Below are 19,196 nucleotides of genomic sequence, written 5' to 3' on the forward strand. Positions count from 1 at the left end.
CCAGGGCGATGGCGGGAATAACAGCTAATCTGCCGCTCCCGTAGCCTCAGCTTTTGCAGCAGTGAAGTGGTGGATTGGCTACGCCAACATCCACCCTCCACCATGAGATCAAGCCGCAAACGACAACTGTGGCTCGGGTGCTGTCGCTTCGATTTCATGCGATGCGGCCAACAGCGCCAGCCGCGCCACCACGCCATAAGAATAGAAGCGGTTCGGTGCGCTATCCGGTGCACCATCGCAATCTGGTGTGGTACACGGCGAGGCAAACGCCAGCGGCTCGAAATGCATGCCTGGCGCGTTGAGGTTTTCTTCCGGGCCACGGCCGGTATGCACGCGATAGAAACCACCGACCACAAAGCGGTCGACCATGTACACCACGGGTTCAGCCACGGCGTCATTGATACTTTCAAAGGTCGGCACGCCTTCTTGCACGATCACGTCGTGCACTTCCAGCCCTTCCTTGACCACCGACATCTTGTTGCGTTGTTTGCGGTTCAGGCCGATCACTTCGTCCGCCGACTTCACGCTCATGATGCCCATGCCATAAGTACCGGCATTGGCTTTGACGATCACGAACGGGTCGTGATCAATGCCGTGTTCGGCATATTTGACGCGGATCTTGGCCAGCGTGCTGTTCACGGCATCAGCCAGTTGTTCTTCGCCAGCGCGATTGTGGAAATCCAGACCATCCACGTGAGCGAAGTACGGGTTGATGGTCCACGGATCAATCCCGATCAGTTTGGCGAAGTCGTCCGCCACATGGTCGTACGCGCCAAAGTGATTGGTCTTGCGGCGCACCGACCAACCGGCATGCGGTGGCGGCACAATGATTTGTTCGACATCATCCAGCAGCGGCGGAATACCCGCAGACAGATCGTTATTCAGTAGCACCGCACATGGATCAAACCCGGCTACGCCAATCCGGCGGCCATTTCGCACCAGCGGCTCCAGCGTGAGCTTCTGGCCATCCACCAGATCAAACGTGGTTGGCTCGGTGATTTCAGGGTTGAACGTGCCCAGACGCACCACGAGCCCCGCCATGCGCATGATGCGCACCAGCGCGGCCACGTTTTGCAGGTAGAAAGTATTGCGAGTGTGGTTTTCCGGAATCAACAACACGCGCCGCGCATCGGGACACATGTTTTCCAGCGCGCTCATCACCGCCTGTACACCCAGTGGGTGAAATGCCGGATTGAGGTTGTTGAACCCCCCCGGGAACAGGTTCATGTCGACCGGAGCGAGCTTGTACCCGGCATTGCGCAAGTCCACCGAACCATAAAACGGCGGCGTCGATTCTTGCCATTGATTGCGAAACCAGTGCTCGATTTCAGGCTGGGCGGAAAGAATACGGCGCTCCAGATCCAGCAATGGGCCAGAAAGCGCGGTGGTGAGATGCGGAACGGTCATGGGGAACACTCATCAAAAACAGCGTCAGCCAGAAATGCGGGCGGCATCCTGATAATACAACCCGCATGCATATGTTTCATCCCTAACTCGGCGCTGCGGGGTGTGAATTTATCCCGACAAATCGGGACAACCAAGCCGCGCACTGCCGAAAACATTCACGAGCCACGCCCGCAACACAGGCAATCCGCGTGGCAGTTTGCGGCTACAACCAACCTTTGCGCTTGAAAAACCAGTACGGCGCAATGCCGGACAGCACCATCAACACGAGCGCAAACGGATAACCAAAGTGCCACTGCAATTCCGGCATCGCGCCAAAGTTCATGCCGTAAATACTGGCAATGACCGTCGGCGGCAGAAACACCACGGCAGCAATCGAGAAAATCTTGATGATCTTGTTCTGCTGCAAGTTGATCAAGCCCATCAGCGCGTCCATCAAGAAGTTGATCTTGTCGAACAGAAAGCCGGTGTGATTATTCAGTGACTCCAGATCCCGCAGCACTTCGCGCAGGTCATCTTCCTGCGTTTGCTTCAGGACGCGACAGCGCAGCAAAAACGACAGCGAACGCCGCGTGTCCATTAAATCCAGCCGCACTTTGCCGTTCAAGTCTTCCTGCGTGGCGATGTCGGCCACCGTATCGGCCATAACGGTGTCAGTCATCACATTGTGGCGATTCAGCACCCGGCGGCTGACCTTGTCCAGATCGGCATAAACGCCTTCGAGCATATCCGCCGCGTACTCAACGGCGACGTCGTAAATGGCCAGCAGTACGTCTTCCGCTGAATGCACATAGTCCGCCTGCATGCGCGCCCGCATCCGGAACAGGCGAAAGGCGGCGAGTTCTTCATTGCGGATGCTCAACAAGCGCCCGTCGTTGAGCAGGAATGACACCGTGACCACGTCTGCGCCATCATTAAACTGGTGCAGAAAAAACGAGTTCAGATGAATACCGGCCTCGTCGACAAAGCAACGGGCAGAATCCTCGATATCTTCTACTTCATCGTCATTGAGCTTGAGCCGGAACACCTGCTGCAATAGCGCGCGTTCGTGCTCGTTGGGCTCCACAGAATCAATCCAGACCACGCCCTCACGTGTGAGATCGTCCGCCGATTCCACGGCCACCGGTCGTAGTCGTCCTTCCACAAAACCATATGCGGTTAGCATTTGTGTCGCCCTGCGTGAGATACCGCGCGGATTATAGGAGATGTCACCGGCCCACGCTTGCGCTGTGTATCTGCTTCAGACATCGCCAGCAGGCGCGAATTCGGAGGCCCAGGCAAAATGTTTTACACTGCGCCCATGCTTACCTATCAGAATCTTGCCAGCCAAAGCGGGCTGGACCGGGCCGATATCCACGCGCTGTTTGGTCATCTGGGCGGCTTCGGGCGTGCCTGGTTGATTGCGCACGGCGACGATCCCGCACCTGATGAGTTCGTTGCCCGCTTTAATGTGCTGGCCGAACGACGGCGTAATGGCGAACCGATTGCGTATCTCACCGGCGAAAAAGAGTTCTTCAGTTTGCCATTCAGCGTTGCGCCGGGCGTATTGATTCCGCGTCCGGAAACCGAACTGCTGGTGGAACTGGCTTTAGAGCGCCTGCCAGCCGGCGCGCCGCGCATTCTGGATATGGGCACCGGCAGCGGGATTATTGCCATCACTCTGGCGCATGAATGCACCGGTGCCCGCGTCACCGCGCTGGATGCCTCGCCCGCAGCGCTGGCCATTGCCGGGATTAACGCCGCACGCCATGCGCCACAGGTCACTCTGTTGCTGAGTGACTGGTACCAGGCACTCGGTGACGCGCAATTTGATCTGATTGTGTCTAACCCGCCGTATATCGAACAACATGATCCGCATCTGGCCCAAGGCGATCTGCGCTTTGAGCCACGCTCGGCCTTGACTGATGAAGCCGATGGCCTGGCGCACATTCGCACCATTGTGGCGGGGGCGCCGTCCCACTTACACGGCGGCGGCTGGCTATTGTTTGAACATGGCTACGACCAAGGCGAAGCATCCAGATCCATCCTCGCCGCCGCAGGTTTTTCCGCAGTGCAGACTTGGCAAGATCTGGCTGGCCTGGATCGCGTCAGTGGTGGGCTTGCCCCGGCGAGTCGCGCTGGTTAAAATACCCGAGTAAATTAATCAGTTAAAGGCGCTGCGCTTGCGACGCGCCGCAACCTAGCGAGTCACCCCATGAGCGTTCAAGAGTCCATCCGCCAGACCGTCACCGAAAACCCGGTTGTCCTTTTCATGAAAGGCACACCGACTTTTCCACAGTGCGGCTTCTCGTCCGCCGCTGTGCAGATGCTGAAAAACTGCGGCGCCAATTTTGTTGCCGTTAACGTACTGGAAGACCCGGAAGTCCGTCAGGGCATCAAAGAGTTCTCCAACTGGCCAACCATTCCACAGCTGTACGTCAAGGGCGAATTCGTCGGCGGTTCGGACATCATGAAAGAACTGTTCAGCTCCGGCGAACTGCAACAATTGCTGCAAGACTGATTGGTTACCCGTAACGCATGCCTAAACGCCAGCTGACCACTGGCGTTTTTTGTTTGAGTGCCATTGGGCCAGTACCATCGCAGCGTTGCTCTTCAGCATTATATGATCTGGAACCCGGTCCTTTCTCTTGTACAAGGCCTCCCACGCATGCTGGTGCTCCCTTCCTCTTATCACCGCGTTGCTGTTGTTCTGGCTCCCCGCCTGGGCGACTCCTTGCTACTGATGGTGCTGGCGCAGAATTTGCGGCTTGCCGGCAAGGAGGTGGTGGTATTTGGCAACTATCCGCGGTTACTGGCGCCATGGTTTCCCGACTTCGATTTACGCCCGGCACTGGAAGAAGCAACAGCAACACAAAGCCTGCAAGAATTTGAACTGGTGCTGCACATGCATGTGGGCTGGCCGCTGGAGCTGCGCAAGCATCACGCCCGCGTGGTCTATTACGATGAAATCATGGCCGTCACGGGCCGCGGTATCGTCAAGCTTGATCAGATTGCCTTGTTCTGCAAACGGCATCTAGGCCTGGGCGATGCCAGCACCGACAACGGGCTGCGTGATATCGAGCGCATGCAGTATCGCCGCTATGCCAATCGTGTGGTAATTCACCCATCTTCGACATCAGAGCTACGTCGTTGGGCGCCAGAGCGTTTTATGGAACTCGGGCTCGCCCTCAAACAGAAGGGATTTGAGCCCGTATTTATTGTCGGCCCGGAAGAGTACGACAAGTGGGCGTGGATCAAGCCTTATGGCCTTGAAGTCCCCGAGTTCCCCTCGCTGGCTGCCATCGCCAGCTTCATTCACGCCTCGGGCTGGCTGATTGGCAATGAATCTGGCATTGGACATCTGGCGTCCAATCTGGGCATCCCTACTTTGTGGTTTGCCGGTCGCGGCAAACGTGCCCGGATGTGGCGGCCGGCATGGTCACCAGCGCGGGTGATTTATCCCTGGTTTCTACCCACCGCAACTTTACGTGACCGCTTCTGGCGCGAAGTGATTCCGGTCAGCCGGGTTATGGCCGCGTTTGCAAAGTTAAGAAAAACAGCACAAAAACAACTGAGGCCGCCATTACCAGCAATACCCCCGGTAGCTACCATCACATCAGACAGGACGGTTCCTTGCGAGTCTTGAGTGCAGGAGCAGGTCAGCACTCGCACTACTCGGAAGTGCCACGCTCCGCTAACAAAAAGCCCCACAATTGCGGGGCTTTTTGTATTGGGGTAATTCATACCGTTTCATTCGCATCAGATGCGCCAGCCAATTAGTGATGGTAGTAGCCGCCACCATGCCAACCACCCCAACCACGGTAATACCCATAATTGATCGACACAGCAGGCCAGATCACCGGGGCGCCGTAGTAAACCGGCGCGGCCTGATACACCACAGCAGGTTGCTGTACGACCACGGTTTGCGGCTGATCAACATAGGTAGTCGTGGCATTGGTGGTAGCCGGTTGCTGCGGCGCGCTGCCGCCATCCACGTTTACCTGAATCGGCACCTCGCGACCTGGATCGTAGGCCATGCGAGTGGTGTAGCGCTGACCGGCGTACTCGTAAGTCACGTCATAGCCAACGGTATGTTGTTGCTGGGTCTGCGTGGTAGAACAACGGCGTACGGTTTGTGTGCTCACACCGCTGTTCTGATTCGCCAAGTTGTCACCAGCCAGAGCCCCGACTACGGCACCGGCAGCTGTCGCCGCCACGTTGCCATTGCCGTGCCCTACCGTGTTACCCAGCAGACCACCAAAAATCCCCCCGAGGATCGCGCCGCCGTAGGTGCGTGGTTGTTGCACCTGAACTTGCTCATCCCAGCATGACTGCTGCGGTATTGAAACTTGCTGCACCACCGGCGTGGTATTGATAACGCGGCCGTACTCGGCGGCCTGCGCTGCACCGGCGATTCCGGCAAGGGTCATTAGCAGAACGATTCTTTTCATTTTATCCACTCGCTTGCAGCACACTGGCTGCGCTTTGCACCCCGATTGGGGACATCACACCTTACGTATTTTCACGCTTTTGCATCTGGCGTACCAGGATGCGCGTCACAGCAAACACTTTTACGTTCAGTCACTTGGATGGCCTGGATGCCATCTGGTTCGGCGTTTTTCGCATTCTTTACAATCTGTCACCGGACCAGCCATTTCCAGCCTGATCGCGCGACCAGCGGTTATGATGCAAATACCCATCGAACGTATCCGCGAGGTTTGCATGTCCTACTCTTTGGCCAATCAATTGGTCGTCGCCATCTCCTCGCGTGCCCTGTTCGATTTCGAAGAAGAAAACACCCTCTTCGAAACGGGTGATGCCTCAGCCTATAAATCGTTACAACTGCGAAAACTGGATGAACCCGCAACGCCGGGCGTGGCCTTCGCTCTGGTGCAAAAGTTGCTCGCTTTCAACGAGGGCAGCGCCCACCGCGTTGAGGTGGTCATTCTTTCGCGCAATGACCCGGTGAGCGGTTTGCGCACTTTTCGCTCGGCCCAGCATCACGGTCTGACGCTCGAGCGCGGCGTATTCACGCAAGGCCGTGCCCCCTTCAAATATCTGAACGCGCTCAACGCCAATCTGTTTCTGTCCGTAAACGAGGCCGACGTACGCGAAGCGCTCGCCGCCGGTTTTCCCGCGGCTCGGGTTTACCCGCAATCGGTACATGCTGCCGGATTGCATCCGCATGAAATCCGCATTGCATTTGATGGCGATGCCGTGCTGTTTTCCGATGAAGCCGAACGCATTTATCAACGCGATGGCCTGCCGGCATTCCACCAGCATGAGCACGATCACGTCACCCGCCCGTTACCGGCCGGTCCGTTCAAGCCGCTGCTCGAAGCCTTGCACCGATTACAACGTGCGGCATCACCAATCCGTTTACGCACAGCGCTGGTCACTGCACGCAGCGCCCCGGCGCATGAACGGGCGATCCGTACCCTGATGGATTGGCAAATTGAAGTGGATGAAGCGATGTTTCTGGGTGGGCTGGAAAAAGGCCCGTTCTTGCGCGAATTTGAGCCCGACTTCTTCTTCGATGATCAAACCGGCCATTGCCTGTCTGGCGCCTTAGCCGGACCAACCGGTCAGGTGATCGCCGGGGTCGCCAACGAAGTCGAATCCTGATCCGGCTTACGCAATCGCACTTGATTGGATCGTTTTTCATCCACTCATTCAACAAAAGCATCAAAACAGTGCGTTTACATAACCGATGATCACCGTATTGCGCCAATTTGGTTCACATAACGCACCAGCAGAAAATCACAAAACACATATCCTTTTTAACTTCATATAGATATGACTTTGGCACAGGGATTGCTTTTGGTGCACCTCCACTAAAAAAGAGGCGCCCGAGCAAGTGGCGCACTGCTGCAATTCCTGGAGCCTTAAGTGAATCAATTACCTGCAAGTGATGACGTCCTGTTCATCCTGATCGGCGCCATCATGATCCTGGCCATGCATGCCGGGTTTGCTTTTCTAGAACTTGGTACCGTGCGCCAGAAAAATCAGGTCAACGCGCTGGTTAAAATCCTGACCGACTTCGCGGTTTCAGCCATTGCCTATTTTTTCATTGGCTATGGCGTGGCGTATGGCGTGCACTTCATGTTGCCGGTGCATGATCTCAATACCAACCACGGCTATGGTCTGGTGCGGTTTTTCTTCCTGCTGACCTTTGCTGCGGCGATTCCGGCGATCATCTCTGGCGGCATTGCCGAACGCGCGCGATTCCATCCACAGTCTGCCGCCACCTTCTTGCTGGTCGGCTTCGTCTATCCATTTTTTGAAGGAATGATGTGGAACGGCAATTACGGCGTGCAGAAGTGGTTGCAATACCATTTTGGTGCGCAGTTTCATGACTTTGCCGGTTCGGTGGTGGTTCACGCCGTAGGCGGCTGGATTGCCCTGCCCGCAGTGTTGCTGCTTGGTGCGCGCAAAGGGCGTTATCGCAAAGACGGCGGCGTCAGCGCGCATCCACCTTCATCCATTCCTTTCCTGGCGCTGGGTGCGTGGATTCTTATTGTCGGCTGGTTCGGCTTTAACGTAATGAGCGCACAGCGCGTTGCTGGTATCTCTGGCCTGGTTGCCATGAACTCGCTGATGGCGATGGTGGGCGGCACGCTGGCCGCCATGTTCTGTGGCAAGAACGACCCTGGCTTTATCCACAACGGCCCACTGGCTGGGCTGGTCGCCGTGTGCGCGGGTAGCGATGTCATGCACCCGCTGGGCAGCCTGATCACCGGTGCCATCGCGGGCGGCATGTTTGTTTATCTGTTCACCATCACCCAGAACCGCTGGAAGATCGACGACGTACTGGGCGTATGGCCGCTGCATGGCCTGTGTGGCACCTGGGGCGGCATCGCCGCTGGCATCTTTGGCCAGACTTGGCTAGGTGGCGCAGGCGGGGTGAGTTTTGTCAGCCAGATCATCGGCACGCTGCTGGGTATTGTGGTCGCCTTTGCGGGTGGCTGGCTAGTCTACGGCGCGCTCAAGAAAACCGTGGGGCTGCGCTTGAGTGACGAAGAGGAATACAACGGCGCGGACTTGTCGATTCACCGCATCAGCGCCACGCCCGAGCGCGAGAGCCACTGGTAGAACTGATATTGAAGAATTAAAACTGGCATCCACATCACAATAAGCCAATGTTTTCAAACGATTCAATAAAACAGGAAAATTGCACCAAGTCTGGCGTGGCTGCGACTGGTTTCGCGGACACCGGCCTACGCCATGCCAACCCATTGTAGCGCGCTGGGCATTGTGATCTGTCCATAGCCTTGTGGGCAGATCAGGCAGGAGCCAGCAAGCAGGCCCAGTTAAACATTTTCGTTGGTGATCTTTCTGAGCGAAAATCCGGTCGCCTGCGGCTCGATGACCAAAGTATCACCTTCAGACCAACCCAACTCTGCGAGCAGGGTGTCTGGTAATTCCAGTATCCGGTCTCCACTGCCGTCGCGGCAGTCCTGTAGCGGGAGTGTCCAGATTCTCCGATCATCAGAAGTCATATCTTGCGTCCCATGGCAGAAGTCCCCTCAAGGATAGCATCGGGATTTACCGTGGGATGCCCTTCTGACTGTTCTGCCGGCCATCCAGTACGGCCTATGCGCCTGCAAGCAGCGGTCAACGGTGCAGCAGCAATACAATCGGCTTGTTGCGCGAACTCGACGTTCGAAAGTTTTGGCTAAACCGCTGTGCAGCTGTCGCTTCTGGCCTGCTGCAGATGCTCACACTGGACGTCGCCAACATTGGGTTTGGCCTGATTAGAAGTCTGTCACGGCAGGTGATCTGGAATCGAATCAAGGTGCTGAAGGCCAATGAGGCCATGCAGCCCCTAAACCGGAACGCGCGCAAGTTGGGGATGAGTATAAATGCGCTTGCTCAGAGGATGGATCAACAACCCGGCGCTATGCGCTCACGGTGCGTATTCAAGCGGTGTGGGTCTTTCTTTCCGGTGGTTCTGTACCATGCCTCATGCCCCTGACTTCAGCCCGTACCGTCTCGCCCCTCGATAAGCGCACGCTGGCGAGCGAAGCAGGCCATCACTTGCTGCACATCCCGTTCCGGCAGGCCCACCGACCGATACACATCCGCAGACTCGGCAAGAACATCGCTTATTTTCTGCAGAGCACGGTCGGCTGCTTTGGGCGCGACACCGAACTCGCGCGCAATCGACATGGCATCTTCAAGGCTTGCGTTGTTGCTTTCCTTGACCCTGATCCCCTGATAGCCCAGGTTCGTTAGTTGGGGCACCACATCGAACACCGGCGAAAGGCGATAACGATTGCCCCCGTCATGCAGGTAGCCATGGTTTTTGATGTGATCATCCGTGTTGTCTACGAACAGGTTGAAGAGCAAGCGAATAAACAACTCTTCCAGATCCAGCCGCATTGCACCGGAAACCCCGTGCTCACGCAACGACTGGGCCAGTTTGACGTACGAGCCCTCATTGCCTTGATACGCGCAATTGGTCATGGCTGCGCCGGACAAATAATGGATGCAATGACCGGAGGTTACCGAGCCTGGGCGATCAAAGCGCCGTAGTAGCAAAACACTGCGATGCCCGATTTTGCGGAGCCTGAATTCGGGAACCCGGATACCACACTGTGCTGCCAGGGTGAGCGTCCCAGCTTCCAGCAATTGCACATCCATGGTGTCGGCCGGCGCGGCAAACTTGGCCAGCCAGAGCTCATCCGCATCGATGAGGCTCGCTTTCGGCCGCACGCCACCCAAGCTCGCACCGGGATTCAACATGCGGCGCGTTGTTATGGGCACCTCAATGCCTTGGGCAATCTGGTCTGCGGCGACCTGCAGCTCCTCCAGTGTGGCCATTTCTATCGCGAGGTCGGCCGCTGATGGTTGCTGTGCCTCTTGCAGTGCCTTGTCCTTGCCCCAGAACACGAGCCCGCCCACCCTTTCGCGGTTGGTTTCCATCAGGGCTTCTACGGTTGACAACTTGTGGCCGAAGCGCGCGGTCAGCACCAGGTCTCCCCACGCGTCAGGCAGCGCATCCTGGATAGTCAGCGGAAGCGGGCCGCCATCACGCCAGCGGGTGGGCCCAATCTCAAAAGGTGCCTGTGATTTGGGTAGCCATGCCGGGTTCAGGGCAATCGTGAAGCGGTTGGCCAGGTATTGCAGACCGTATGACAAGTCGCCGGCCGGCATGGCTCCCGCCCCATAGCGAACCACGGCAGCGGGTGTGGGTACGGATTCATCTGGCTGGAACAGGCTGAGATAAAAACGATGGTCAGAAGTCACGCTCGTCATCCCTGACCGGCTTCAGCGCAGCATTCGACTGCTTGCGGGATTTGCGCACCAACGTCGCGTCAACGGGGGCCAGGCGGGCGAGGCTGTCCAGTTCACCAAGGTGGTACAACGCATTGACAAGCGTACCAACGGACACCCCTGATGCACCCAGCTCAAGAGAACGAAGCGTGTTCTCACTGATCAACATACGGCCGGCCAGATCCGGAATCGTCAGACCTTTTTCTTTGCGCAGGAAGCGCAGACGGGCGCCGAGCTCGGCCAGCGCTTCATTGCCTTGCGCAGGCGTGCGCAGATCAATTTTTATTTTCATGGCAACACCTCAAAATTTTGAACTTTATTTACTGATTAAAGCAAAATTTTGCGGTTTTTTCTATAACCCGCCAATAAACTAGAATAATATGCAAAATTTTGATGTTTTTACCCCTTAAAACACCAATATTTTGATGCTATTGAACCTGAAAACGTCTCTGTTTTCACCACATGTGTTTCTCAGGAACGAGATCAATTTGCCTGCTTTCAGACGTTTACACGGCCTACAGACCGGCGTCAGTTTGCCGGACTTAATCCCCCGATGCCTGGTTTAACTCCGCATTTTTAGAACCAGCGCCGATTCATCGACTAAATACGAAAACGCCGCTCCCATCGAGCGGCGTTTTTCATTTGTGCACCACCTGCTTCAATCCGGCAATGGCAACGCCAGCGTCTCTTTGACTTCTTCCATCACCACATAACTGCGCGATTCGGCGGCGCTGGGCAAACGCAGCAGAATGTCGCCCAGCAAGCGCCGGTAATGGGTCATGTCTGGCAGCCGCGCTTTGATCAGGTAATCAAAGTCGCCCGAGATCAGATGGCATTCCAGCACTTCCGGGATGGTGGCCACCGAGCGGCGAAAGTCGTCAAATACCTCGCCCGACTTGCGCCCCAGCTTGAGTTCTACAAACACCAGCAGCGGCGCTTCCAGCAATTGCGGGTTCAAGCGGGCGTGATAACCGGTGATGACGTTGGTTTCTTCCAGCCGTTTTACCCGCTCGGCGCAGGGGGTGGCGGTCAGGCCGACCTTCTCGGCCAACTCGGTAATTGGCAGCCGGGCATTGGCCTGCAGCAAGCGCAAAATCTTGTAATCGATGCGATCCAGCGTGCGTCCGGATTGATAACGAGTGCGCATTGCAATGTAGTCTCTGTTTTTGACCTAACAAATGGAGAGTATCACTAGTTAACGCTTCATATACTCGGCTTATTCTCCAACTATATGACATACAACAGTGTGTCCCCGGGTCAAGCGATGAAAGCAATTGTGATCGGTGCAGGTGTCGTGGGCGTCACCACCGCGTACTACCTCAGGGCAGCCGGTGTCGATGTCACCGTGCTGGATCGACTCGAAGCGCCAGCGGATGAAACCAGCTTCGGCAACGCCGGGCAGGTGTCGCCTGGCTACGCCGCGCCGTGGGCGGCGCCGGGCATTCCGTGGAAAGCCATGAAATGGCTGCTGTCGGAACACGCCCCGCTGCGTATCCGCCCGGATGGCACGTTCTTTCAGTTGGCATGGATGGCCCGCATGGTTGCCAACTGTACCGAGGCCGCCTATGCCCGCAACAAGAGTCGCATGGTGCCGCTGGCCGAATACAGCCGTGATTGTCTGCGTGATCTGCGCAAAGACCTCAACCTGCATTACGAAGAGCGCTCGCTGGGCACATTGCAGATTTTCCGTAACGACAAACAACTGGCGGCCGGGCGCCGTGACTCCGGCTTGCTGGATCAAATGAACGTCGCCAATCAGGTGCTCGATCAAGACGGTTTGCTGCAGGCCGAACCCGCCCTGAAAGCCGTGGCTCACAAGCTGACCGGCGCGCTACTGCTGCCCAACGACGAAACCGGTGACTGCAAGCTGTTCACCGAACGGCTGGCAGCGATTTGTGTCGAGATGGGCGTGCATTTCCGTTTTGGCGTGACCGTGCAGTCGCTGGTGGCCGAAGGTAAACGCATCAGCGCGGTCGAACTGGATAGTGGCGAAACGCTAAACGCTGACTCGGTGGTGCTGGCCGCTGGCTGTGCTTCACGTGCGCTGGCTTTGCCACTGGGGCTGGATTTGCCGGTTTACCCGGTCAAGGGCTACTCGATTACCGTGCCGCTCACCAACCCGGAAGGCGCGCCGCGCTCAACTGTGCTGGATGAAACCTACAAGATCGCGCTGACCCGCTTTGATAATCGTCTACGCGTGGGCGGCATGGCGGAAGTGGCCGGGTTCGACAAACGCATTGATCCAGTGCGTATCGATACGCTCAATATGGTCACCAACGATCTGTTCCCGCATGCGGGCGATTTGTCCAAAGCCAGCAAGTGGACCGGCCTGCGGCCAATGACGCCCGATGGCACGCCGATTGTGGGCAGCACGCCATATGACAACCTGTTCACCAACACCGGGCACGGCACGCTGGGCTGGACCATGTCGTGCGGCAGCGCGCGGGTGATTGCCGATACCGTTCTGGGTCGTCGTCCGGAAATCGATGCCCGCGAGTTGTCTATGGCGCGTTACGCCAAAGGCAATGCCCGTATTCACGAAGGCAGCAAAACGTCTGGTCAGATAAAATGGGCGGATTGATCTACATCAACCGCCATTCATTCTGACCAAAGTGCCTGCCATGAGTTATCTACGCCAGTTCCCCGCAACGCGTATGCGCCGCATGCGTCGTGATGATTTCTCCCGCCGTCTGATGCGCGAAAACGTGCTGATGCCGAGCGACCTGATCCTGCCGGTGTTTGTGCATGAAGGGGTCAACAAAGAAGAAATCGTCGCCTCGATGCCTGGCGTGAAGCGTCAATCCATCGATTTGTTGCTCAAAACAGCAGCCGAAGCGGTGGAGTTGGGCGTACCGGCGCTGGCGTTGTTCCCGTCGATTGATCATTCGCTCAAAACACTGGGCGCGGAAGAAGCGTGGAATCCGGATGGCCTGGTGCCACGCACCATCCGCGCACTGAAAGAGGCTTTCCCGCAACTGGGCGTGATTACCGATGTGGCACTGGACCCGTACACCATCCACGGCCAGGACGGCATCATCAACGAAGACGGTTATGTGCTGAACGAGGAAACCGTCGTCGCCCTGATCAAACAAACGCTGTGTCACGCCAATGCCGGTGCTGACATGATCGCCCCCAGCGACATGATGGATGGCCGCATCGGCTCTATCCGCCAGGCACTGGACGAAGCTGGCCATGAAATGACGCGCATTCTGGCGTACTCGGCCAAATATGCCTCGGCCTTCTATGGCCCGTTCCGCGACGCGGTGGGTTCTTCGGCCACGCTGGGCAAAGGCAACAAAGCGCAATACCAGATGGACCCGGCCAATTCGGACGAAGCGCTACACGAAGTCGCCATGGACCTGACCGAAGGCGCGGACATGGTCATGATCAAACCGGGCATGCCATATCTGGATATCGTGCGCCGCGTTAAAGACGAATTCGGTGTGCCGACCTTTGTTTACCAGGTATCCGGCGAATACGCAATGCTGCAGGCGGCCATTCGCAACGGCTGGCTGGATGAAAAGAAAGTGGTGCTTGAATCCCTGCTGGCGTTCAAACGCGCCGGAGCCGATGGCATTCTGACCTACTTTGCGCTGGATGCTGCCCGCTGGATCAAGGGTCAGTTCTAAGCTGATTTGACGGTTTTACCTCGCAAAGCCCGCAAGCCAAATGCGGGCTTTGCCGTTTGTGCCACCGGAACATTCCGGCACAAAGCCGGTCTGCGTCGGTTACATTATAAAAATCCCCTTCGTAATCCCCTTCCTCAGGACTCAATGAGTAGCAGCTTTTTGCTGGTTCTACTGGCCATCGTGCTGGTGTTGTTAAACGGTTTTTTTGTGGCCGCCGAATTCGGTCTGGTCAAGCTGCGCCAGACGCAGGTCAAAGCCATGGCGCGTGCCTATGGCTGGCGCGGGCGCATTCTGGCAAAAACCCACGCCAATCTGGATGCATATTTGTCCGCCTGCCAATTGGGTATCACGTTGGCCTCGCTGGGTTTGGGCTGGGTGGGCGAGCCCGCTTTTGCCCATCTGATTGAACCCATGCTGGGCTGGATTGGGGTGACCAGCCCTGAGTTGGTCAGCGGCGTGTCGTTTGCCGTCGCGTTTTTCACCATTTCGTTTTTGCATATCGTGGTGGGTGAACTCGCCCCCAAATCCATGGCGATCCGCAAGTCCACCACCATTGGGCTGTGGACGGCTCCGGCGCTGTATCTGTTTTACTGGGGCATGTATCCGGCGATCTGGCTGTTAAATGCCAGCGCGGCGTGGGTACTCAAGGTGGTTGGGCTAGGCGCGGAACATGGCCACGAGAGCGATTACTCGGCGGACGAAATCAAGCTGATCATGCGCACCAGCAAACCCGAAGCCGGGTTCTCGCGCAAGGAATGGCGCACGCTGGCGCAGTCGCTGGATTTCCCGACACTGGACGTGGCGGACCTGATGCACCCGTTCACCGACGCGGTGATTCTGGATGCACGTCAGCCGATGGACGAGAACCTGGATCGCATCGCCCGTAACCGTTTCAGCCGTTATCCGTATCTGGATGAAAATGGCCGGATCAAGGGCGTGGTCCACGTGAAGGATATTTTTCTGGCGCATCGCTTTAGCAGGCTGGAATCCACGCTCGATTCACTGGTACGCCCGGCTGAAGTCGTGTTGCCGACGATTCCCGCCCGTACCTTGCTGGAGCGTATGCGCCAAGGGGCATCGCACTTTGCCATCGTGGCGTGGAACGATGAGGAACCCGTCGGCTTTGTCACCATGGACAATCTGTTGAGCGCCATGGTCGGTGAGATTCGCGATGAGTTCCGTCAAAGTCAGGATGACTGGACATTGATGGACGACGGTTCAATGATCGGCAAAGGCACGCTCACCGTGGTGACACTGGAGCGCGCGCTGGGCATAGATATCGATATCGACGGGGCGGATACCGTGGGCGGGCTGGTGCAACTGAAAACCGGTCGCGTGCCGGAAGAAGGCGAGCGGATCGAGTTTGACCACTTCAGTGTGGTAATCAAGAAAATGCGCGGCCCGCGAATATTGCTGGTGCGGGTGTTCCCGAAAAAGACCACACAAGATCAGGACCACGTGCGGTTTTAGCAAGTGACCGTTGGAGTCCCGTAGCCCGGATGGAGCGTGCCCCTCGGGGGTACCCCCATATAGCGTTCGGATATCACGTATAGCGGCTGCTGCGGGGAAGCGAGAATCCGGGGCTGCAACGTATCAGTGGGCGACCGACATTTGATTTTGCCAATATCGCAACCCCGGATTCCCGCTGGCGCTTCATCCGGGCTACTAGTTCGCCGCGCTGTGGCTAAGTTGCACTCACCAACGTCTCGCGCTGGGTCAGTTGCGGGAACCAGCGCATCCATAATCCCACCACCACCAGCGTGCCGATCCCGCCCAACACGACGGCGGGCACCGGGCCTAACAAGGCGGCAGTCACGCCCGATTCAAACTCGCCCAACTGGTTGGATGCGCCGATAAAGATCGAACTGACTGCGCTCACCCGGCCGCGCATGGCGTCCGGGGTTTCCAGTTGCACCAGCGATGAACGAACCACCACACTGATCATGTCCGAGGCGCCCAGAAATGCCAGCGCGACCAGCGACACAAAGAAGTTGCTGGATAAACCAAACACAATGGTCGCCAGGCCAAACACACCCACCGCACCAAACATGATTTTGCCGACGCGTTGTTTGAGCGGGTAATGGGCGAGATAGATCGACATGCTCAATGCGCCCACTGCCGGGGCCGAGCGCAGCACGCCCATACCCCACGGGCCAGTGTGCAAGATGTCGCGGGCATAGATCGGCAGCAGCGCGGTCGCGCCGCCCAGCAGCACGGCAAACAGATCAAGCGAGATCGCGCCCAAGATGACTTTTTTCTCGCGGATATAACGGATACCGGCGAAGAGAAATTCCAGCGATGCCGGAGGTTGAGTGCGCTGAACCTGGCGTAACAGGGGCAGCGTGCCGATGGCAACGGCGGCAATCAACCAGCACACCGCGCTCACGGTGTACACCGCGTCCGGACCCACGGCGTAGATGAAACCACCCAACGCCGGGCCCGAGATGATCGCCACCTGCATCACCCCAGAGTTCAGCGCCAGCGCACGTGGCAGGTCTTTTTCAGTCACCAGGTTGGGCACCAGTGCCTGCAAGCTGGGCGATTCAAACGCCCGGCCTGCGCCAATGCAGAACGCGCCCATATACAGCGCCAGCGGCGTAAGCAAATGGTAGAAACTGCCCACGGCCAGTGCTATGGCGGCAGTGCCTTCCACGATCTGGCAGATGGTGACGATGCGGCGACGGTCATAGCGATCCGCCACATGCCCGACCACCAGCGTCAACAGCAATTGCGGCAGAAACTGCGCAATGCCGATAAACCCGAGGTTAAGCGCGCTGTGGGTGAGGTCGTACATCTGCCAGCCCACGGCGACGGCCAGCATCTGGTAGGCGAGAAACGAGCCAAGGCGGCTCACCAGAAAATGACGATAAGGCTTGAGCGCCAGTAAAGAAGAATCCATGCGGTTTTCCACTGAGGAAAAAACAGGAACGGATGCGTGGGCATCCGTTCCTTTTATTACTGCCTGAGATGTTCCTCAGGTACCGACATCAAGGTGCCGGGTTAGGCTGCTTGACGTGTACTGCTTCGATTTCCGCGAGGATTTCGGCGCCCAGCTTGACGTTGATGCTCTCGATGTTCTCTTTGAGCTGCGCCATGGTGGTGGCGCCAATCAGGTTGCTGGTCACAAACGGACGGCTGTTTACGAACGCGAGTGCCAATTGTGCCGGGCTGATGCCGTGTTTACGGGCGATCTGCACATAACCATTGATGGCGACTTCCACTTCTGGCTTGGTGTAGCGGGTGAAGCGTTCGTACAGCGTGATGCGGCCATCGGCCGGACGTGCACCGTTCAGATACTTGCCCGACAGCGCACCAAAGGCCATTGGCGAATAAGCCAGCAAGCCGACATGCTCACGGTGGCTGAATTCCGAGAGGCCAATTTCAAAGGTGCGATTCACCAGGCTGTACGGATTCTGGATCGACACAATCTTCGCCACGCCGTGTTTTTCGGCGGCGGCCAGAAACTGCGCCACGCCCCACGGGGTTTCGTTGGATACACCAACGTGGCGAATCTTGCCGGATTTGACCAGTTCAGCCAGCGCCAGCACGGATTCTTCAATCGCTACGGTTTCTTCACCATCCACCCACGGATACGCCAGGCGGCCGAAAGTGTTGGTGCTGCGATCCGGCCAGTGCAGTTGGTACAGATCGATGTAATCGGTTTGCAGGCGCTTGAGGCTGCCATCTACCGCTTCAAACAAGCTGGCGCGGTTGTGGTTGGTCTGGCCGTTACGGATGTGGTTGGGTTGATGCGGCTGGCGCACCGGGCCTGCCGCTTTGGTGGCAATCACCACCTCGCTGCGGCGACCGGTTTTAGCCAGCCAGGTACCAATGTATTGCTCGGTACGGCCTTGGGTTTCTGGCTTGGGCGGCACCGGATACATTTCGGCCACATCCAGAAAATTAACGCCTTGGGTCAGGGCGTAATCAATCTGCTCGTGGGCTTGGGCTTCGGTGTTCTGTTCGCCCCAGGTCATGGTGCCCAGACCAATCAGGCTGACTTCGAGATCGGTGAGGCCGAGTTTGCGGTATTCCATTGTGGCTCCTTGTTATCCGGGAGCGCCGTAGCGCCCTCGCCCAGCGAACCGAAGCGCTTGAATTGCGTATGCACTCAATGCGCGTCATGCCGGCAAGGTGCGGCATGCATTGGTTTTGCTGGCTGAAGAAATTGATTGCTGCGGTGACTGTCGGCTTTTCCAGGTCGGCCCGCAACGCGTTGCCCGATGTCTGGAACCAGCGTCGTTTGTGTTCCCCAAGCATGGGTAACGGTGCAGCGCCGGTAAACGTTGACCCGACCGGTCGTATATTACCGTTAGCCCGCGCGATTTACTTGCTGAGTTTACGCAAAAGCTGGCGCAGCAGCTTGATACCCACCGGCCATTCGCCATGGCCGGAATCGACGTTGATATGCCCGACGCCAGACAACGGCACCAGATCGCTGCCCCAGCTGCTGGCCAATGCGGTAGCGCGATCCAGCGAGCAAGTCGGATCATTATCGCTGGCGACCATCAGACTGGGAAAAGGCAACGCTCTGGCCGGCAGTGGCAAAAAGCCCTGAAAGCTGTCGGGCGCTTCGTCGCGGGTGACATCGGCCGGAGCCACCAGCAAGGCGCCGACAATCTGCTCCACCTGGCGCGACAAGGCGGACCAGTGTCCTACCGTCACGCAACCGAGGCTATGCGCCACCAGCACGGTTTTGCCCTGCGCTTTGTGCAACGTGCGCTCCAGCCCGGCCACCCACTCGGCGGCACGCGGGTTTTCCCAATCGTGTTGTTCCACCCGGATCAACTCCGGATATTGTTCGCACCAGCGCGTTTGCCAGTGTTCGTCACCCGATCCGCGCCAGCCCGGCGCAATCACTATGCTATTGCCGCTTTCCAGCCAGCGCTCAATTGGATCAACCACCAT

General features: G+C 57.4%; 18 protein-coding genes. 8 read left to right on the forward strand and 10 right to left on the reverse strand.

Annotated features, from left to right (window positions below; all coding sequences use genetic code 11):
* Nucleotides 1-108: 108 nt before the first annotated feature.
* Together gshA and corA are read right to left on the reverse strand one after the other, a co-directional pair.
* Nucleotides 109-1,407, reverse strand: coding sequence for a glutamate--cysteine ligase (gene gshA / locus N7220_RS08675; protein WP_283151053.1), 1,299 nt, complete (start codon nt 1,405-1,407; stop codon nt 109-111).
* 202 nt (nt 1,408-1,609) lie between these two features.
* Nucleotides 1,610-2,569 (reverse strand): magnesium/cobalt transporter CorA, encoded by a 960-nt coding sequence (gene corA, locus N7220_RS08680; RefSeq protein ID WP_283151054.1) that lies wholly within the window; start codon nt 2,567-2,569, stop codon nt 1,610-1,612.
* A 117-nt stretch (nt 2,570-2,686) separates the two neighbouring features.
* On the opposite strand from corA, the gene prmC reads away from it, so the two are divergent.
* The 3 genes from prmC to N7220_RS08695 all read left to right on the forward strand — a co-directional run bounded on the left by prmC (nt 2,687) and on the right by N7220_RS08695 (nt 5,029).
* On the forward strand, nt 2,687-3,529 hold the full coding sequence (gene prmC / locus N7220_RS08685; RefSeq protein WP_283151055.1) for a peptide chain release factor N(5)-glutamine methyltransferase: 843 nt from the start codon (nt 2,687-2,689) through the stop codon (nt 3,527-3,529).
* A gap of 69 nt (nt 3,530-3,598) precedes the next feature.
* Nucleotides 3,599-3,904: a Grx4 family monothiol glutaredoxin gene (gene grxD / locus N7220_RS08690; RefSeq protein WP_283151056.1), complete on the forward strand. Its 306-nt coding sequence runs from the start codon at nt 3,599-3,601 to the stop codon at nt 3,902-3,904.
* Nucleotides 3,905-3,967: 63 nt separating this feature from the next.
* Nucleotides 3,968-5,029, forward strand: coding sequence for a glycosyltransferase family 9 protein (locus N7220_RS08695; protein WP_283151057.1), 1,062 nt, complete (start codon nt 3,968-3,970; stop codon nt 5,027-5,029).
* 130 nt (nt 5,030-5,159) lie between these two features.
* On the opposite strand, the gene N7220_RS08700 is transcribed toward N7220_RS08695, so the two are convergent.
* Nucleotides 5,160-5,834 (reverse strand): glycine zipper 2TM domain-containing protein, encoded by a 675-nt coding sequence (locus tag N7220_RS08700; protein WP_283151058.1) that lies wholly within the window; start codon nt 5,832-5,834, stop codon nt 5,160-5,162.
* Between the two features lie 271 nt (nt 5,835-6,105).
* Between N7220_RS08700 and N7220_RS08705 the strand changes: the two genes are divergently transcribed.
* Nucleotides 6,106-7,008, forward strand: a complete 903-nt coding sequence (locus tag N7220_RS08705) for a 5'-nucleotidase (RefSeq protein WP_283151059.1) — start codon at nt 6,106-6,108, stop codon at nt 7,006-7,008.
* A gap of 264 nt (nt 7,009-7,272) precedes the next feature.
* Nucleotides 7,273-8,475, forward strand: coding sequence for an ammonium transporter (locus N7220_RS08710; protein WP_283151060.1), 1,203 nt, complete (start codon nt 7,273-7,275; stop codon nt 8,473-8,475).
* A gap of 218 nt (nt 8,476-8,693) precedes the next feature.
* On the opposite strand, the gene N7220_RS08715 is transcribed toward N7220_RS08710, so the two are convergent.
* From N7220_RS08715 to N7220_RS08730, 4 genes are all read right to left on the reverse strand, one after another.
* On the reverse strand, nt 8,694-8,882 hold the full coding sequence (locus tag N7220_RS08715) for a hypothetical protein (RefSeq protein ID WP_283151061.1): 189 nt from the start codon (nt 8,880-8,882) through the stop codon (nt 8,694-8,696).
* A 478-nt stretch (nt 8,883-9,360) separates the two neighbouring features.
* Complete coding sequence (locus N7220_RS08720) at nt 9,361-10,632, reverse strand: type II toxin-antitoxin system HipA family toxin (RefSeq protein WP_283151062.1); 1,272 nt, start codon at nt 10,630-10,632, stop codon at nt 9,361-9,363.
* Nucleotides 10,622-10,951 (reverse strand): helix-turn-helix domain-containing protein, encoded by a 330-nt coding sequence (locus tag N7220_RS08725; protein ID WP_283151063.1) that lies wholly within the window; start codon nt 10,949-10,951, stop codon nt 10,622-10,624. The genes N7220_RS08720 and N7220_RS08725 overlap by 11 nt, the downstream gene beginning before the upstream one ends.
* A gap of 366 nt (nt 10,952-11,317) precedes the next feature.
* Nucleotides 11,318-11,806 (reverse strand): Lrp/AsnC ligand binding domain-containing protein, encoded by a 489-nt coding sequence (locus N7220_RS08730; protein ID WP_283151064.1) that lies wholly within the window; start codon nt 11,804-11,806, stop codon nt 11,318-11,320.
* Between the two features lie 117 nt (nt 11,807-11,923).
* Between N7220_RS08730 and N7220_RS08735 the strand changes: the two genes are divergently transcribed.
* The 3 genes from N7220_RS08735 (at nt 11,924) to N7220_RS08745 (ending at nt 15,758) form a co-directional block, all read left to right on the forward strand.
* Nucleotides 11,924-13,240, forward strand: a complete 1,317-nt coding sequence (locus N7220_RS08735; protein ID WP_283151065.1) for a D-amino acid dehydrogenase — start codon at nt 11,924-11,926, stop codon at nt 13,238-13,240.
* 40 nt (nt 13,241-13,280) lie between these two features.
* Nucleotides 13,281-14,288, forward strand: coding sequence for a porphobilinogen synthase (gene hemB, locus N7220_RS08740; RefSeq protein WP_283151066.1), 1,008 nt, complete (start codon nt 13,281-13,283; stop codon nt 14,286-14,288).
* Nucleotides 14,289-14,432: 144 nt separating this feature from the next.
* Nucleotides 14,433-15,758: a hemolysin family protein gene (locus tag N7220_RS08745; RefSeq protein ID WP_283151067.1), complete on the forward strand. Its 1,326-nt coding sequence runs from the start codon at nt 14,433-14,435 to the stop codon at nt 15,756-15,758.
* 214 nt (nt 15,759-15,972) lie between these two features.
* Here N7220_RS08745 and N7220_RS08750 read toward each other — a convergent pair whose 3' ends face one another.
* From N7220_RS08750 to N7220_RS08760, 3 genes are all read right to left on the reverse strand, one after another.
* Entirely contained in the window at nt 15,973-17,187 is a 1,215-nt protein-coding gene (locus tag N7220_RS08750; protein WP_283151068.1) for an MFS transporter, read from the reverse strand.
* An 88-nt stretch (nt 17,188-17,275) separates the two neighbouring features.
* The gene (locus tag N7220_RS08755) at nt 17,276-18,325 is read right to left on the reverse strand and encodes an NADP(H)-dependent aldo-keto reductase (protein WP_283151069.1); all 1,050 of its coding nucleotides are present in this window, start codon (nt 18,323-18,325) and stop codon (nt 17,276-17,278) included.
* Nucleotides 18,326-18,614: 289 nt separating this feature from the next.
* Nucleotides 18,615-19,196 carry an RBBP9/YdeN family alpha/beta hydrolase gene (locus N7220_RS08760; protein WP_283151070.1) on the reverse strand — a complete coding sequence of 194 codons (582 nt, stop codon included), beginning with the start codon at nt 19,194-19,196 and terminating at the stop codon, nt 18,615-18,617.

The sequence above is a fragment of the Silvimonas soli genome, assembly GCF_030035605.1.
In the GTDB taxonomy this organism is placed as follows: domain Bacteria; phylum Pseudomonadota; class Gammaproteobacteria; order Burkholderiales; family Chitinibacteraceae; genus Silvimonas; species Silvimonas soli.

Bases quoted from the DNA above. Each gene is read 5' to 3' on its own strand.
- gshA (WP_283151053.1), bottom strand. From the start codon at position 1,407: ATGACCGTTCCGCATCTCACCACCGCGCTTTCTGGCCCATTGCTGGAT.
- corA (WP_283151054.1), bottom strand. From the start codon at position 2,569: ATGCTAACCGCATATGGTTTTGTGGAAGGACGACTACGACCGGTGGCC.
- prmC (WP_283151055.1), top strand. From the start codon at position 2,687: ATGTTTTACACTGCGCCCATGCTTACCTATCAGAATCTTGCCAGCCAA.
- grxD (WP_283151056.1), top strand. From the start codon at position 3,599: ATGAGCGTTCAAGAGTCCATCCGCCAGACCGTCACCGAAAACCCGGTT.
- N7220_RS08700 (WP_283151058.1), bottom strand. From the start codon at position 5,834: ATGAAAAGAATCGTTCTGCTAATGACCCTTGCCGGAATCGCCGGTGCA.
- N7220_RS08705 (WP_283151059.1), top strand. From the start codon at position 6,106: ATGTCCTACTCTTTGGCCAATCAATTGGTCGTCGCCATCTCCTCGCGT.
- N7220_RS08715 (WP_283151061.1), bottom strand. From the start codon at position 8,882: ATGACTTCTGATGATCGGAGAATCTGGACACTCCCGCTACAGGACTGC.
- N7220_RS08725 (WP_283151063.1), bottom strand. From the start codon at position 10,951: ATGAAAATAAAAATTGATCTGCGCACGCCTGCGCAAGGCAATGAAGCG.
- N7220_RS08730 (WP_283151064.1), bottom strand. From the start codon at position 11,806: ATGCGCACTCGTTATCAATCCGGACGCACGCTGGATCGCATCGATTAC.
- N7220_RS08735 (WP_283151065.1), top strand. From the start codon at position 11,924: ATGAAAGCAATTGTGATCGGTGCAGGTGTCGTGGGCGTCACCACCGCG.
- hemB (WP_283151066.1), top strand. From the start codon at position 13,281: ATGAGTTATCTACGCCAGTTCCCCGCAACGCGTATGCGCCGCATGCGT.
- N7220_RS08745 (WP_283151067.1), top strand. From the start codon at position 14,433: ATGAGTAGCAGCTTTTTGCTGGTTCTACTGGCCATCGTGCTGGTGTTG.
- N7220_RS08750 (WP_283151068.1), bottom strand. From the start codon at position 17,187: ATGGATTCTTCTTTACTGGCGCTCAAGCCTTATCGTCATTTTCTGGTG.
- N7220_RS08755 (WP_283151069.1), bottom strand. From the start codon at position 18,325: ATGGAATACCGCAAACTCGGCCTCACCGATCTCGAAGTCAGCCTGATT.
- N7220_RS08760 (WP_283151070.1), bottom strand. From the start codon at position 19,196: ATGGTGGTTGATCCAATTGAGCGCTGGCTGGAAAGCGGCAATAGCATA.